Origin of the sequence: Streptomyces sp. NPDC006259 (assembly GCF_042870975.1) — a bacterium.
Classification (GTDB): domain Bacteria; phylum Actinomycetota; class Actinomycetes; order Streptomycetales; family Streptomycetaceae; genus Streptomyces.
Map to the genome: position 1 here is coordinate 21,061 of NZ_JBIAHY010000008.1, position 15,241 is coordinate 36,301.

The window sequence follows — 15,241 nt, forward strand, 5'->3', positions numbered from 1 at the left end:
GCGTCAGGACCACTCGGGCTCGCCGTGGAGCCCGCCGAGCCCCTGAAGGGCGCCGACCAGCTCCGCGAGCGCTTCTCCGACGGCGGGCAAGGTGACCGCCGTCTCCGATCCCGCTCTGAGCGTGCTCGCGGAGGCGGAGCCCGCGCCGACAGCGATCGCGGAAACGGCGACGACGGTGCAGGCGGCAATTCGAAGCATCGAGCGCATGACTAATTCCTCGTTTCAACTGGTCGGGTATTTCCGGGGAAGCCCGCTCGGAGTTTTCCGGGGGAAAGTCCGGGGCATCTCGTCCGATGCGTTGATTCTTACAACCCGTCACCCCTGGGTTAAGGCTTTCGACTGTCAGGGTCCTGCCGTGACAACGTCATGCCAGATTGTTTTCTGGGGATCCGGGAAAAGGGAATTAACCATTCCCCCATGACATATGAGGCCCCGCCGAAATAGGAGGACAACATTCCGGGAACCGGGGGCGCGGACGGGGCCGGTCGGACGCCGGCGGGATGCGGACAAGTGACGCCCGAATGCGGACGGATACGGACAGATGGCGGCCGGATGCCGGTCGGGGGGCCGGTCGGGTGTCGGTCAACCGCCGGTCTGGTGTCGGCCAACCGCCGGTCGGGTGCCGGCCAAGCACCCGGGGGGCCAACGGTCCGGTGCCGATCAAGCACCGGGAGGCCGGCGGTCCGGTGCCGATCAAGCACCGGGGGGGGTCGGCGGTCAGAGTCGGTCATCAGCCGGTCGACGGTCAGACGCCGATCAGAGTCGGTCAGTCGCCGGGTGACTGTCAGCGGGTCGCCGATCAGAGTCGGTCAGTCGCCGGTGACTGTCAGCGGGTCGCCGACCAGACGCCGGTCAGTCGCCGGCGGACCGTCAGCCGGTGGCCGGTCAGAGGCCGGTCAGTCGCCGGCGGACTCCCGGATCGCCCAGCCGCGCAGCGAGTCCACCCGCAGGAATCGCGCCACGACCCGCCGCGCGGCGGCGTGGGCCGCGGCCGGCGTGGAGGCGGAGACGAACAGTACGAGGTCGGCGCCGTCGGCACCGACCTCCGCGTAGATGTGCTGCACACCGTCCTGGCTGCCGGCCACCGCCCGGACGGACCGACGCAGCTCGCGGTCGTCCAGTGGCCTGAGGCCACGCGCCAGGCGCACATTAATCATGTACATAGCAAGCTCTCGCAGCTTGGCCGACAATCGGTCAACTTGGGGTGTATTCGCGCCACACGTGTCTCATTCCGGTAGGACAGCCGGGGGCCGTCACTGACGATCTACCTAGCCCGCGGGGACCGGGAGAGCGGGAGACTGGTACGTGGTCTGAAGGCGTACGTAGGGGGCGAGAGTGTTGCGGATACTCGGGCTGGCATCGGATCCGGAGAGTCTGTATCGAGCCATGATCGGCGAACCCCACCTGGATGTGCCGGGGCTCGCCGATCATCTGGACTGGGCTGTGGAGCGGGTGCGGCACGCCCTCGACGAGCTGGCCCGGCTCGCCCTGGTCCGCCCCTCCGGCGACACCCCAGGCGAACTTCTCCTCGTCAACCCGGAGCTGCGACTGACCGCGCTGCTCACCCAGGAGGAGGTCCGGCTCGCCGAACGCCAACAGGCCATCGCCACCAGCCGCCAGGCCGTCACCGAGATCATCGGCAGCTACCACAACGCCGTCCGCAACCAGCGGGGACTCGAGGTGGAGCGCATCACCGGCCTGGAGATGATCCGGGCCCGGCTGGAGGAACTGTCCCAGGAGTGCGCCGAGGAACTCAGCGGGTTCATCCCGCTGAGCAGGCAACCGGCCGATTCCCGCCGCGCGGTCCGCCCGCTGGACGAGAGCCTGCTGAGCCGCGGCGTCCACATGCGCAGCATCTATCTCCAGGGTTCGCTGAGCGACCCCGACATGACCACGCACTTCGACTGGCTGACCGACCTCGGCGGCCGGGTGCGCACGGTGGCCACCCTGCCACTGCGGCTGATCATCTTCGACCGGCGGGTCGCCGTGGTCCCCTCCGACCCGGAGAACACCGCGTCCGGCGCCCTGCTGCTGCGCGGCAAGGGCCTGGTCTCCGCCCTGTGTTCGCTGTTCGAACACGTCTGGGAGGCCGCGACGCCCTACGGCCAGGAGCCGATCAACGACTCCCGCACCGGTCTGTCCAGCCAGGCGCGAGCCATTCTCAGCCTGCTCGCCCAGGGCTACACGGACGACGTGGTGGCCAGAAAGATAGGGGTCTCGGTCCGCACCTCGCGCCGCATCACCGCGGAGCTGATGAGCCAACTCGGCGCCCGAAGCCGTTTCCAGGCCGGCGTTCTCGCAGGGGAGCGCGGCTGGCTCAGAGGGGCGACCGCAGAGGGCGGGACGACGGACTGACCGGGCCGAACCGCCGACACCGACCGGGCGCCGCACCCTGACGGCGCACGCGCAGGAGAACGGACCGGACAGGAAGGCTTCACGAACCGGCACTGCGCCAAGGGTCCGACGGGCCGGCCGAGACCCGGAGGCCCCTACGACCGGCGCAGCCCCCGGAGCCCGACGGACCCGCCCGGACCCGCCGCCACCGACGACCGACCCGGACCCGAAAGCCCGACGGACCCGCCCGGACGCCAGGGCCCGCCGGACCGACGCGGACACGAACGGGCCGCGGACCACCGTGGAAGCCGAGGTTCCGCGAAACGCCATGGGAGCCGGGGTTCGGCGGACCGCCGTAGGGACTGCGGTGAGACAGATCGCGGTAGGGACTGCGGTGAGGCAGATCGCCGTAGGGACTGCGGTGAGACAGACCGCCGTAGGGACTGCGGTGAGGCAGGCCGCCGTGGGGACAGAGGTGAAGAGGGCCGCGGTGGACGCGGACGCGCGGCGGGCCCCGGTGGACACAGAGATGAGGCGGACCGCCGTCGACACAGACGCGCAGCGGGCCGCCTCAGAGACAGACGTACAGCGGGCCGCCTCGAACCACCAGGTGAGGAGGACCGCCGTGGACGAAGACGTCAGACCAGCCGCCGTAGAAAAGGACGTGAGGCGGGCTGCCCTGGACACAGACGTAAGGCGGGTCGCCCTAGACGAAGACGTGAGGCGGGCCGCCGTGGACACAGATGTACGGCGGGCCGCCGTGGACACGATGGCCGCGCGGACCGCCGTGGTGGTCGGGGCCGCGCGGGCCGCCGTAGGAACAGAGGCCGCCCCCCGGGGGAAGCGGGTGTCGCGGCTGTGGCGCCGGGCGCCACGACACCCGCCGCTCACCGGGCCGCGGCGGAGCGAAAGGCGCGCAGGGCCAGCGGTACGACGACCGCCAGCAGCACGCCCAGGGTGAGCACCGACGCCAGTTCCGGATGCCGTACCGGCAGGCTCGCGCCCGAGGAGGCGGGGGCGTTGCCCCACAGCACCCGGCAGGCCTCGGCCACCGAGCTGACCGGGTTCCACTCCGCGACCGTCCGCAGCCACCCGGGGAGTCCCCGCAGCGGCATGAAGGAGTTGGAGAGGAACGAGAACAGCACGAGGGCCAGGGCGGTGACGCCGTTGATGGCCTCCATGTTGCGCATCGCGAGTCCGATCAGCACGCCCAGCCAGAGCATCGCGTACGTGAATCCGAGGAGCAGCGCGAAACCCGCGACGACCTCGAAGAACCCGCCGTGGACGCGCCAGCCGACCAGCAGGCCGACCCCCGCCACCGCGACCATCGCGGCGGCCGCGGTGACCAGGTCCGCCACGGTGTACGCGAACAGCACCGAGGCCCGCGAGATGGGCATCGAGCGGAACCGGTCGGTCAGCCCGGCACGCAGGTCCGACGCCACCCCGAGCGCGGTGGCGCCCACGCAGGCCAGGCCCACCTGGGCGAACACGCCGGCCATCACGTAGTCGTGGTACTCGCCGCCCTTGACGCTGATCACACTCGCGAAGAGATAGCCGAGGATGACCACCATCGCGATCGGTGTGAGCGACACCGAGATGAGCTTCTCGGGCGTCCGGCGCAGATGCGTCATCTGCCGTCCCGTCAGGGCCAGGACCTCACTCATCGCCGCTCTCCTTGGTCTGGGCGCCGGCCCCGGTCAGCTGGAGGAACACTTCGTCGAGCGAGGGCCGCCGCAGGGCGAAGTCGGTGACCGGGACCCCGGACCGCTCGAGTTCCGCGGCCGCGCGGGCCACTCCCCCGATGCCGTCCACGAGCCGCACCGCGACCTGCCGGGTCTCCCGGTCGACCACCGGCACCTCGGACACCGCGCGGCCGAGCGCCGCCGCGGCCGCGTCGAGCGACGCGGAGCCCTCCACGGAGATCTCCAGCCGCTCGTCACCCACCTTCCGCTTGAGTTCGTCGGCGGTCCCCTCGGCGATCACCCGGCCGGAGCCGAACACGGTGATGCGGTCGGCGAGGAAGTCCGCCTCCTCCAGGTACTGCGTGGTCAGCAGCACGGTGACACCCCGGGCTATCTGCTCGCGGACCTGCTGCCACAGCGTGATCCGGCTGGCCGGGTCGAGCCCGGTGGTCGGCTCGTCGAGGAACAGCACCTGCGGCGAGGCGACGAGGCAGGCGGCCAGATCGAGCCGCCGGCGCATTCCGCCGGAATACGTCTTCGAGGGCCGGCCCGCGGCGTGCTCCAGCCCGAAACCGTCGAGGAGTTCCGCGGCCCGGGTCTGCGCGCCGCGCCGGCCGAGGCCCATCAGCCGGCCGATCAGCACCAGGTTCTCGCGCCCGGTGAGCAGCTCGTCCACGGCCGCGTACTGCCCGGCGAGGCCGATCCTGCGGCGCACCTCGCGCGGCTGGCGCACCACGTCGTAGCCGGCCACCGTCGCACGGCCGGCGTCCGGCGTGAGCAGCGTGGCCAGCGTGCGCACCGTGGTCGTCTTGCCCGCGCCGTTCGGGCCGAGCAGCCCGAGCACCGTTCCCGGTGGCACGCTCAGATCGACACCGGCCAGCACCTCGTGGTCACCGAATCTCTTCTTCAGCCCTTCGGCTTGAATGGCGAATTCCATGCCCCTCCCCGCCCTCTTCTGGATCTTTCCGAGTGTGTGTGCATTACCTTTCCGAGGCGTGAAGGTAGCAGGATAAATACCGGCCAGGTGCCCGCTATGTCCGGTATGACATGGCAGCACTCTGCAGCCGCAGCATGCTGCCTCCGCGAGACCTACGAATGCCCGCGAGCCCGCGCCAAGCTCTTTCCTGGAACCCCGCACCCCCCATGCCGCAGGAGAGAAGAAGCGAAATGGCAGCCAAACGGAACCTCGCAGCCGCACTCGGCAGGTGGAGTGCCGAACACCGGAAGACCGCGGTGTTCGGCTGGCTCGTCCTGGTCGTTCTGGTGATGACGCTGGGCAGCTCGGCGGGCCAGGTCAACCTCACCGAGGCCGACTACGGAACCGGCGACTCGGGCCGCGCCGAGCGCATCCTCCAGGACGCCGGACTGACCGAACCCGCCGGCGAGCTGATCTACGTCCGCAGCGACGAACTCACCGCCGACAGCCCCCGGTTCGCCAAGGCCGTCGCCGACACCACCGACGCCTTGGAGGCCACCGGCCTGGTCACCCGCGTCCGCACCCCCGACGCCACCAAGCTGGTCTCCGGCGACAAGCACGCCGCCCTCATCACGTACGACGTCAAGGGCGACCCGGACACCGCCGCCGACCGCGTCCAGCCGGTCATCGACGCCGTCGAGAAGACGGACGCCGCCCACCAGGACGTGACCCTCGGTCAGTACGGCGCCGCCACCGGCCTGAAGGCCATCAACGACAGCCTCGGCGAGGACTTCGTGCGCGCCGAGTACACCGCGCTGCCGGTCTCGCTGGGCATCCTGCTCGCCGTGTTCGGCGCGCTGGTCGCCGCCCTGCTGCCGATCGCGCTCGCCGTGACCGCCTGCGTCGGCGCGATCGGCCTGCTCGCCCTGACCAGCCACGTGGTGCCGGTCGACGGCATGACCAACTCCATGATGTTCCTGATGGGTCTGGCCGTCGGCGTCGACTACTGCCTCTTCTACCTGCGCCGCCAGCGCGAGGAGCGCGAGGCGGGCCGCGACAACGCCACGGCGCTCCAGATCGCCGCGGCCACCTCCGGCCACTCCGTGCTGATCTCCGGCATCACGGTCTGTGTCGCCATGGCCGGCATGTTCCTGTCCGGGCTGACCGTCTTCGAGGGGTTCGCCATCGCCACCATCGAGGTCGTCGTCATCGCCGTCCTCGGCTCCATGACCGTCCTGCCCGCCCTGATGGCCATGCTCGGCGACAGGATCGGCGCCGGCCGCATCCCGTTCCTGGGCCGCCGCCGTGCCCGCCGCGCCGCCACCGGCGTCCCGCGGCGCGACAGCGTCCTGCTGCGCGGCGTCCTCGCCCGCCCCGCCGTCTTCGCCCTGCTCGCCGCCGCCTTCCTGCTCGCCCTGGCCGCGCCCGCGCTCGGCATGAAGACGGAGAAGCTCGGCACCGACAAGCTGCTGCCCGAGACCAACCCGACCGTGGTCGTCTCCCAGCAGATCGAGAAGGACTTCCCCGGTTCGCCGGCGCCCGCCAGTGTCATCGTCAAGTCCGACGACATCGACTCGGCGGAGATGAAGCGGGCCATCGCCGACTTCCAGGCGAAGGCCGTGGCCTCCGGCCAGACCGGCAAGTCCATCGACGTCACCGTCCACGCGAAGGAGAACATCGCCGAGCTGAGCGTCCCGCTGGCCGGAAACGGCTCCGACGCCACCTCCAAGAAGGCGCTCACCACCCTGCGCGAGACCCTCGTCCCGGACACCGTCGGCAAGGTCGCCGGCAGCACCGCCCTGGTCCGCGGCGACCTCGCCTTCTCCGTCGACTACAACGACCAGCTGAAGAAGAGCATCGTCCCGGTCTTCGCCTTCGTCCTCGGCGTGACCTTCCTGCTGATGCTGTTCTCCTTCCGCTCCCCCGTCATCGCCCTCACCTCGATCCTGCTGAACCTGCTCTCGGTCGGCGCCGCGTACGGCGTGATGACGGCCGTCTTCCAGCACGGCTGGGGCGCGTCCGTGGTGGGCACGGAGGGCATCGGCGCGGTCGAGTCCTGGATGCCGCTGTTCGTCTTCGTGGTGCTGTTCGGCCTGTCGATGGACTACCACGTGTTCGTGGTCTCCCGGATCCGCGAGGCCTACGACCGCGGCGCCAGCAACCGTGACGCCATCGCGCACGGCATCCGCACCACCGCGGGCGTCGTCACCAGCGCCGGTCTGATCATGGTCGCCGTCTTCGCGGTCTTCGGAACGCTGGAGATGCAGGACTTCAAGCAGCTCGGCGTCGGCCTCGCGGTCGCCGTCCTGCTGGACGCCACCCTGGTCCGCGCCGTCCTGCTGCCCTCGGTGATGCTCCTGCTCGGCGACGCCAACTGGGCGGCCCCGAAGTTCCTGCGCAAGTCCCGCCCGGCCACCTTCGACGGCCCCACCTCGGCCCCCACGGCCCCGGAACGCGCGGCAGCAGGCCGATGACCCCCACCCGTGCGACGGAAGGCACCCCCGTGTTCGAGTTCAGCGTGGTCGGCGGCACCACGGCCCGTGAGGTCATCGCCCGCTCCCGTCCCGAGATCGTGCGCGAGGTGCGCTCCACCTACCTGGCCCACGACGACGGCGACTCGGTCAACCCCGACAGCTACTTCCTGCGCTTCCCCGACAAGCCGGACGCCCGCATCATCGCGCTCCCCGCCTACCTGGGCGGTGAGCACGACGTGGCCGGCATCAAGTGGATCGGCTCGTTCCCGCAGAACATCGCCGACGGCATCCCGCGCGCCAGCGCCGCCCTCCTGCTGAACGACTACGCCACCGGCTACCCGTTCGCCCTGCTGGAGGCCTCCCAGATCAGCGCCGCCCGTACGGCCGCCTCCGCGGTCCTGGCCGCCGAGCAGCTCTCCGGCTCCCGCACCGCCGGCCATCTGTCGGTGATCGGCGGCGGCATCATCGCCCGCAACATCCTGGAGTTCTTCGCGGCGCAGGGCTGGGAGTTCGGCGGCGTCACGGTCCACGACAAGATCCCCGAGTACGCCGAGGCCCTCGCCGCCCACGCGGACGACCACCTCGGCTACCGCACGTCGACCACCGCGAGCCTCGAAGTCGCCCTGCTCAAGGCCGACATCGTGGTCTTCGCGACGACGGCGGCGGAGCCGTACGTGCTGGACGCCGGGGCGTTCGCCCCCGGCCAGGTGGTCCTGAACATCTCCCTCAGGGACATCGGCCCGGAGCTGGTCAACGACGCCTACAACATCGTCGACGACATCGACCACTGCCTGAAGGCGAACACCTCGCCGCACCTCGCGGAACAGAAGTACGGGCACCGCGACTTCATCACCGGCACCCTCGCCCAGCACATCCGCGGCCAGGTGAGCACCGGCACCGACAAGCCGGTCATCTTCTCCCCGTTCGGCCTCGGCGTCCTCGACCTCGCGGTGGGCCTGCACATCTACCGGGAGGCCCGGGCGGCCGGCGAGGCCATCGCCATCGACGGCTTCTTCGGCGAGACGACCCGCTGGCCGACGCGCCCGCCCCAGCACGGCTGACCCGGCACCCCACGGAGCCCCCGCCGACCTCACCGGCGGGGGCTCCGTGGCACACCGGCACATGGCAAGGGGCCCGTCCCTGAAATCAGGAACGGGCCCCTATGATGCGTGGACCTGTGGGGATTTGAACCCCAGACCCCCTCGATGCGAACGAGGTGCGCTACCGGACTGCGCCACAGGCCCTTGCAACGAGTGAAACTCTAGCATCCCCGTCGGGGTGCTTGGAAATCCGTTCCCCGGGCCCCCGACCACCGCGAATACGGCGTCCCCCGCGGACGGTCGATCACTCGTCGGCTCTCACTTCTCAGCCGCTCCCACGCTTCGGCGCCGGCTCTCCGGCGCTCACTCGTTGGCGCCGGCTCTCCGGCGCTCACTCTTCGGCGCGCGTTCGCGCTCACTCGTTGGCCGCCCGCGGCCGCTCGCCGTCCTCGTACTGGTCGAACAGGGGCGTGCGGCCCCGCTCGCGCGAGCGCCGGGCCGACGCGGCGCGCCGCGCGTCGCTGCGCTCGCCGCCCTCCGCCCGTCCCGCGTCCCCGTCCGGTACGTCCTCCGCGCCGTCGGCGCCGTCCCGGCCGGCTGCCTCGTCGGCCGCCTCGTGCTCGGGCGCGACCGAGCTGGACCGGGCCGAACTCCAGGTGTCCGGCGCCCCGAGGTCCACGTCGGAGGTGGCCCGCGGCGCGACCGGCGCGGTCACGTACGTGGGCAGCGGCACCGGCACCGGGTCCCAGCTGTCGCCGTGGCCCGGCCGCCGCTGCCGTTCGCGCTGCTGGTCGACCCACTCGGCGTGGTCGGTCTGCTCGACGAGCGCCCTGCGGTCCGCGGCGAGCGCCACCAGGCCCGGGTCGGTCTCGACCTCGGGGCCCGCGGCCGGCTCCTCTGCGCCGGCGTCGAGACCGGGGTCGTCGGGGGTGTGCGCGGCCGAGGCGGACGCCCGCCGGCGGGGCTGCCGCTCGCGCAGCCGCTGGGCCGCGGCCTCGGCCTGCCTGCGGTCCATCTGGTAGGCGAAACGGCGGTGCTCCTGGGAGCGCAGGTAGGCGATGTAGCCGCTGAGCAGGACGGCGGGCACGCCGGGCGCCCAGAGGAACGCCAGTCCGCCGACGGCCGCGACGATCGCGCCCAGGGTGAAGGCGAGGAAGAGGACGACGGTGGTGCGCCTGCGGCGCGCGAGCACCTTCGAGCGCCGGGCGCGCGCGGCGGCCGCCTGCGCCTGCGCGGCCGCGGCGGCGGAGACCGCCGGCGCGGAGGGCGCGCGCCGCGTTTCGGGCACGCGCTGGTGCGCCGGCGCGGTGCCGGATTCGTGCGCGGACCTGACCGCCTGCTCACGGGCCGCCCTGGCCGCCTGCTCGCGGGCCTCGTGCGCCTCGTGCGCCTCGTGGGCCGCGAATGCCTCACGGGCCGCACGGGCTTCCTGGGCCAGGTGGGCCGCCTCGGCGGCGGCCTGTTCGCGGGCCGCCGCCGCGAGGGCCTGTTCGCGGGCCGCCCGCGCGGCGACCTGCTCGCGGGTCGGCTCCGGGCGGGGCTGTTCGCGGGCCGGCTCCGGGCGGGCGTGCTCGTGTTCCGGGACCTGCCCCTTGACCTGCGGACGGGCCGGAGGCATGGCGAAGGCCCGGACGTCCACCGAGTCGGTGGCGTGGTCCGGCGCGTCGGCGTCGGGCTGCTCCCCCTCCTCGGCGAAGCGCGCCCGGTCCTTGGCGTACCGGCGCTCCATGCCCGCTCGTCCGGACAGGAGCCGGATGGCGGTGCTGAAGCGTTCCGTCGGACGGGCCTCGTTCAGTTCGTCCTGCCTACGGAGCCACATCGGCACCAAGTAGGCGGCCCAGGCCCCGACGATGACTGCGTAGATCAGGCCGCTGCTGCTCACGTCTCACACGGTAGAGGGGTTTGTGTGAGGCCATCCGCCAATTGAGCCGGTGTGTCGCACGATCTGGCTGATATTTCGAGCTTTTTTTGTGACCGATCCGATCAGCAGGCCGCCCCGGCGGTGAATTCCCTGCCTCAGACGGTCATCGCCCGCCATTTTCGAACACTTATTCAATTCCCGGGGCTCGCGTGATTCCCGCGGCTGCTCTGCGGGTCACGGGGCGAACTCCGGGGGCGGTTGCGTCGCCAGCGGCTCAGCAGGCCCTCCGGCACCTCCTCGGCCGTGAGGGCGAACACGAGATGGTCGCGCCAGGCCCCGTCGATGTGGAGATAACGCGGCCGCAGCCCCTCCTCACGGAATCCGAGTTTCTCCACGACCCGGCGGCTGGGCCCGTTCTCGGGCCGAATGCAGACCTCGACGCGGTGCAGCCCGACCGTACGGAAACAGTGGTCCACGACCATCGCGACGGCCGTGGGCATCACGCCGCGCCCGGCCACCGACTCGTCCACCCAGTAGCCGACGTGCCCCGAGCACATGGACCCCCAGGTGATCCCGGCGACCGTCAACTGCCCGACCAGCCGCCCCTGGTACTCGATGACGAACGGCAGCATCCGTCCCGCGTTCGCCTCGGAGCGCAGGTGGCGGACCATCTGCCGGTAGGTCGGCCGGTGCGTGATCGGTCCGGCGGGCGCGGGCGGCGGAATGGTCGCCTCCCAGGGGCGCAGCCAGTCCCGGTTGCGCCGGTTGACCTCGCGCCAGGCCCGCTGGTCGCGCAGCTTTATCGGCCGCAGGACGATGTCGCCCTCCGTCAGTTCGACGGGCCAGGACGGGCTGTTCAGCTCGCACCCCCAGGACTGGCGCCGGGGCCGGTGTGGTCACCGCCGCGGAGCTGGTCCACGGCGTGGGTCAGCAGGGGCTCCAGGACGGCGAGCCCGTCCCTGACCCCGCCGGTGGAGCCCGGCAGGTTGATGATCAATGTGCGGTGCGCCACTCCGGCCAGGCCCCGCGACAGCGCCGCGGCCGGCACCTTGTCGCGGCCGTACGCCCTGATGGCCTCCGCGATGCCGGGCACCTCGTGGTCGATCACCGCGCGGGTCGCCTCGGGCGTGCGGTCGGTGGGCGAGATGCCGGTGCCGCCGGTGGTGACGACCACGTCGTACCCGGCCGTCACGGCGGCGCGCAGCGCGGCCTCCACCGGGTCCCCGTCGGGCACGACCCGAGGCCCGTCGACGGCGAATCCCAGGCGGGTGAGGGCCTCGGCGATCAGCGGACCGCCCCGGTCCTCGTAGACCCCGGCGGAGGCGCGGTTGGAGGCGGTCACGACCAGCGCGCGGTACGGCGGCGCGGGGCTCACGGCCGGCTCCAGTCGCCCGACTTGCCGCCTGTCTTCTCCTCGACCCGCACGTCCGTGATGACCGCTCCCTTGTCGACCGCCTTCACCATGTCGATCACGGTCAGCGCGGCGACGGAGACCGCGGTGAGGGCCTCCATCTCGACGCCCGTGCGATCCGTCGTCCTGACCGTGGCGGTGATCTCCACGGCGTCGTCCGCGACCGACAGATCCAGTTTCACACCGGAGACGGCCAGAGGGTGACACAGCGGGATGAGGTCGGGCGTGCGCTTGGCCCCCATGATGCCGGCGATCCTGGCGGTGGCCAGGGCGTCCCCCTTGGGCACCCCCTCGCCGCGCAGCAGCTCGACCACGCGGGGCGAGACGAGGACGCGCCCGCTGGCCCGCGCCGTCCGCGCCGTGACGTCCTTGCCGGACACGTCGACCATGCGGGCGGCGCCCGCCTCGTCGATGTGCGTCAGTCGGTCCTGCACAGGGGGTCCGGGGGTCTTCCCCCGGGAAGGCACAGTCATGGTGGTGTCGCGCTCCCGGTCCGGGCGTGTTGTGCGCGACACGGTACCCCCATGCGCGGGTCCGCAGCGGACCAGGACCGGCCCACGGACCCGGCACCCGCGGGTGCGCTCAGCCGAGCAGCACGACCTCGACCTCGGTCCCCGGCTCGACGGACTCCACGTCCTCGGGTACGACGATCAGCGAGTCGGCGTGCGCGAGGGCCGCGACCAGGTGCGAGCCGGCGCCGCCGACCGGGCGCACGGTGTCCCCGGCGCGACTCGCCCGCAGGAACTGCCTGCGCCCCTTCGGCGAGGTCAGCGCCTGGTCCGCGACGAGTGTCGCGCGCGTCGTGGGCCGGTGGACGTCCGGGAGTCCCATGAGGGCGCGGATCGCGGGCCGCACGAACAGCTCGAAGGAGACGTACGACGACACCGGGTTGCCGGGCAGGGCCAGCAGCGGGGTGTGGTCGGGGCCGATGGAGCCGAAGCCCTGGGGCTTGCCGGGCTGCATGGCGAGCTTGCGGAAGTCGATGCCGCCGCCCGCCTCGTCCTCGTCGCCGACGTGCGACAGCGCCTCCTTGACGACGTCGTACGCCCCGACGCTCACGCCGCCCGTGGTGACCACGAGGTCGGCGCGGACCAGCTGGTCCTCGATCGTGGACCGGAGGGTCTCGGCGTCGTCGGCGACCGCGCCCACCCGGTAGGCGATGGCTCCGGCGTCACGGGCGGCGGCGGTGAGGGCGAAGCTGTTGGAGTCGTAGATCTGGCCGCTGCGCAGTTCCTCGCCGGGCTGGACGAGTTCGCTGCCCGTGGAGAGGACCACCACGCGCGGGCGTGGGCGTACCCGCGCGGTGCCGCGTCCGATGGCGGCGAGCAGGGCGATCTGCGGCGGGCCGAGGACGGTGCCGGCCTCCAGGGCGCGGTCGCCGGCCCTGACGTCGCTGCCCTTGGCGCGGACGTGCGCCCGCGCCTGCGCCGCGCGGTACACGCGGACCTGCCCCGAGGCCTGTTCGGGGGCGAGGGCGCGGGCGCGCATCCCGTCGACGGGGCCCTCGCCGAGGCCCCCGTCGGTCCACTCCACCGGGACGACGGCCTCGGCGCCGGGCGGCAGCGGGGCCCCGGTCATGATCCGGGCGGCCTGTCCCGGCCCCACGTGCAGGAGGTCGGCCTGGCCGGCGGCGACGTCCCCGACGACCTCCAGGGCGGCCGGGTACTCCTCGCAGGCGCCCGCGACGTCCGCGACCCGCACCGCGTACCCGTCCATGGAGCTGTTGTCGAAGGGCGGCAGCGAGACCGGCACCATGACGTCCTCGACCAGGACGCAGCCCTGGGCATCGGGCAGTTGCAGCTCGATGGGTTCCAGGGGGCGGACGGCGGCGAGGATGTCCTCCAGGTGCTCGTCCACCGACCAGAGACGGTCCTGGCCGTTGGTGCGGGGCGCGGCGGTGCTCAAGGCTGGTGCATCTCCTCGGTGACGTAACTGCGGAGCCAGGACCGGAAGTCCGGTCCCAGATCCTCACGTTCGCACGCGAGTCTGACAATGGCACGCAGATAGTCGCCGCGGTCGCCTGTGTCATAGCGGCGGCCCTTGAAGACCACGCCGTGCACCGGACCGCCGGCCTTCTCGTCCTGCGCCAGCTGCTGGAGGGCGTCGGTGAGCTGGATCTCGCCGCCGCGTCCGGGCTCGGTCCGGCGCAGTATGTCGAAGACGCCGGGGTCCAGGACGTAGCGCCCGATGATCGCGTAGTTCGACGGGGCGTCCGCCGGGTCCGGCTTCTCGACCAGGCCGGTCACCTTGACCACGTCGCCGTCCGTGGTGCCCTCCACGGCGGCGCAGCCGTAGAGGTGGATCTGTTCGGGGGCGACCTCCATGAGGGCGACGACGCTGCCGCCGTGCCGCTCGCGCACCTCGATCATCTGCTGGAGCAGCGGGTCACGGGGGTCGATCAGGTCGTCGCCCAGGAGAACGGCGAAGGGCTCCTGCCCGACGTGCGGGGCCGCGCACAGCACCGCGTGTCCGAGGCCCTTGGGGTCGCCCTGGCGCACGTAGTGCATGGTCGCCAGGTCGCTGGACTGCTGGACCTTGGCGAGGCGGGCGGCGTCGCCCTTCTTCTGAAGTGCCGACTCCAGTTCGTAGTTGCGGTCGAAGTGGTCCTCCAGCGGGCGCTTGTTGCGTCCGGTGATCATGAGGACGTCGTCGAGGCCGGCGGAGACGGCCTCCTCGACCACGTACTGGATCGCGGGCTTGTCCACGACCGGCAGCATCTCCTTGGGAGTGGCCTTGGTCGCCGGCAGGAACCGGGTGCCGAGGCCGGCTGCGGGGATGACAGCCTTGCTGATCCTGGGGTGCGACTGAGTCATGTCGGAACCTTATCCGGTGGCTTTGTGAGGGATCTGTGGCTCCGGTCAATTAATGATCATATGAGCGTATGGAAAGCATGCGGGAGCCACACATGAGCCACACCGAAGGCGGAGCAGAGTCTCACAAACGGGTGTTGCGGCGAGAGTTCCTCACGGTGAGGAACAGGTTGACGACGGATGACCTGCGGGAAGCCGCCACCTCGCTCGCCGAGCGCGCCCTGCAACTTCCCGAGTTGGGGCGCGCCCGGACCGTCGCGGCGTACGTCTCCGTGGGCAGCGAACCGGGAACCCTCGCGCTGCTGGACGCGCTGCTCGCGCGGGGCGCGCGCGTCCTGCTCCCCGCGCTGCTGCCCGACAACGACCTCGACTGGGGCGCGTACGGCGGCGAGGGATCCCTCGCACGGGTCCAACACGGCGGGAGAATGACCCTCTTCGAGCCTGCGGGCGCGCGGCTGGGGCCCGACGCGGTGACGGAGGCCGACGTGGTGCTGCTGCCCGGCCTCGCCGTCGACGCGCGCGGCATGCGCCTCGGCCGCGGCGGCGGATCGTACGACCGCGTGCTGGCGCGGCTGGAACGCGCGGGCGCGGATCCCGCGCTGGTGGTGCTGCTGTACGACAGCGAGGTCGTCGGGCATGTCCCGGAGGAGCCGCACGACCGGCCGGTGCACGCCGTGGTGACGCCGTCGGGCGTGCGGCGCTTCACCGGCTGA

At 71.9% G+C, this 15,241-nt stretch carries 14 protein-coding genes and 1 tRNA gene; 4 read left to right on the forward strand and 11 right to left on the reverse strand.

What is annotated here, in order from left to right; translation table 11 throughout:
• Positions 1-3: 3 nt before the first annotated feature.
• Positions 4-207 (reverse strand): hypothetical protein, encoded by a 204-nt coding sequence (locus tag ACFYO5_RS29845; RefSeq protein WP_356565281.1) that lies wholly within the window; start codon positions 205-207, stop codon positions 4-6.
• Positions 208-896: 689 nt separating this feature from the next.
• A complete protein-coding gene (locus ACFYO5_RS29850; protein ID WP_388714594.1) occupies positions 897-1,157 on the reverse strand; it encodes a hypothetical protein in 261 nt (86 codons plus the stop codon).
• Positions 1,158-1,386: 229 nt separating this feature from the next.
• Between ACFYO5_RS29850 and ACFYO5_RS29855 the strand changes: the two genes are divergently transcribed.
• Positions 1,387-2,355 (forward strand): helix-turn-helix transcriptional regulator, encoded by a 969-nt coding sequence (locus ACFYO5_RS29855; protein WP_356565277.1) that lies wholly within the window; start codon positions 1,387-1,389, stop codon positions 2,353-2,355.
• Positions 2,356-3,221: 866 nt separating this feature from the next.
• Here the strand turns inward: ACFYO5_RS29855 and ACFYO5_RS29860 are convergent.
• Positions 3,222-3,998 (reverse strand): ABC transporter permease, encoded by a 777-nt coding sequence (locus ACFYO5_RS29860; protein ID WP_356565275.1) that lies wholly within the window; start codon positions 3,996-3,998, stop codon positions 3,222-3,224.
• Positions 3,991-4,953, reverse strand: a complete 963-nt coding sequence (locus ACFYO5_RS29865; protein WP_388714598.1) for an ATP-binding cassette domain-containing protein — start codon at positions 4,951-4,953, stop codon at positions 3,991-3,993. The genes ACFYO5_RS29860 and ACFYO5_RS29865 overlap by 8 nt, the downstream gene beginning before the upstream one ends.
• 230 nt (positions 4,954-5,183) lie before the next feature.
• Between ACFYO5_RS29865 and ACFYO5_RS29870 the strand changes: the two genes are divergently transcribed.
• The gene (locus tag ACFYO5_RS29870) at positions 5,184-7,406 is read left to right on the forward strand and encodes an MMPL family transporter (RefSeq protein WP_356565271.1); all 2,223 of its coding nucleotides are present in this window, start codon (positions 5,184-5,186) and stop codon (positions 7,404-7,406) included.
• 29 nt (positions 7,407-7,435) lie between these two features.
• Entirely contained in the window at positions 7,436-8,467 is a 1,032-nt protein-coding gene (sbnB, locus tag ACFYO5_RS29875; protein WP_356565269.1) for a 2,3-diaminopropionate biosynthesis protein SbnB, read from the forward strand.
• A gap of 109 nt (positions 8,468-8,576) precedes the next feature.
• On the opposite strand, the gene ACFYO5_RS29880 is transcribed toward sbnB, so the two are convergent.
• From ACFYO5_RS29880 to galU, 7 genes are all read right to left on the reverse strand, one after another.
• Positions 8,577-8,650: transfer RNA gene (locus tag ACFYO5_RS29880), tRNA-Ala, on the reverse strand.
• Between the two features lie 211 nt (positions 8,651-8,861).
• A complete protein-coding gene (gene glpR / locus ACFYO5_RS29885; RefSeq protein WP_388714602.1) occupies positions 8,862-10,328 on the reverse strand; it encodes a gephyrin-like molybdotransferase receptor GlpR in 1,467 nt (488 codons plus the stop codon).
• 170 nt (positions 10,329-10,498) lie between these two features.
• On the reverse strand, positions 10,499-11,167 hold the full coding sequence (locus tag ACFYO5_RS29890; RefSeq protein ID WP_356565325.1) for a GNAT family protein: 669 nt from the start codon (positions 11,165-11,167) through the stop codon (positions 10,499-10,501).
• Entirely contained in the window at positions 11,164-11,682 is a 519-nt protein-coding gene (locus ACFYO5_RS29895) for a molybdenum cofactor biosynthesis protein B (protein ID WP_388714605.1), read from the reverse strand. Before ACFYO5_RS29895 ends, ACFYO5_RS29890 begins: the two co-directional genes overlap by 4 nt.
• Entirely contained in the window at positions 11,679-12,191 is a 513-nt protein-coding gene (moaC, locus tag ACFYO5_RS29900) for a cyclic pyranopterin monophosphate synthase MoaC (protein WP_252555533.1), read from the reverse strand. The genes ACFYO5_RS29895 and moaC overlap by 4 nt, the downstream gene beginning before the upstream one ends.
• Positions 12,192-12,300: 109 nt before the next feature.
• Positions 12,301-13,623 (reverse strand): gephyrin-like molybdotransferase Glp, encoded by a 1,323-nt coding sequence (glp, locus tag ACFYO5_RS29905; protein WP_388714608.1) that lies wholly within the window; start codon positions 13,621-13,623, stop codon positions 12,301-12,303.
• Positions 13,620-14,531, reverse strand: a complete 912-nt coding sequence (gene galU / locus ACFYO5_RS29910) for a UTP--glucose-1-phosphate uridylyltransferase GalU (RefSeq protein ID WP_356565261.1) — start codon at positions 14,529-14,531, stop codon at positions 13,620-13,622. Before galU ends, glp begins: the two co-directional genes overlap by 4 nt.
• A gap of 92 nt (positions 14,532-14,623) precedes the next feature.
• Here galU and ACFYO5_RS29915 point away from each other — a divergent pair, with 92 nt between their 5' ends.
• The gene (locus ACFYO5_RS29915) at positions 14,624-15,241 is read left to right on the forward strand and encodes a 5-formyltetrahydrofolate cyclo-ligase (protein WP_388714612.1); all 618 of its coding nucleotides are present in this window, start codon (positions 14,624-14,626) and stop codon (positions 15,239-15,241) included.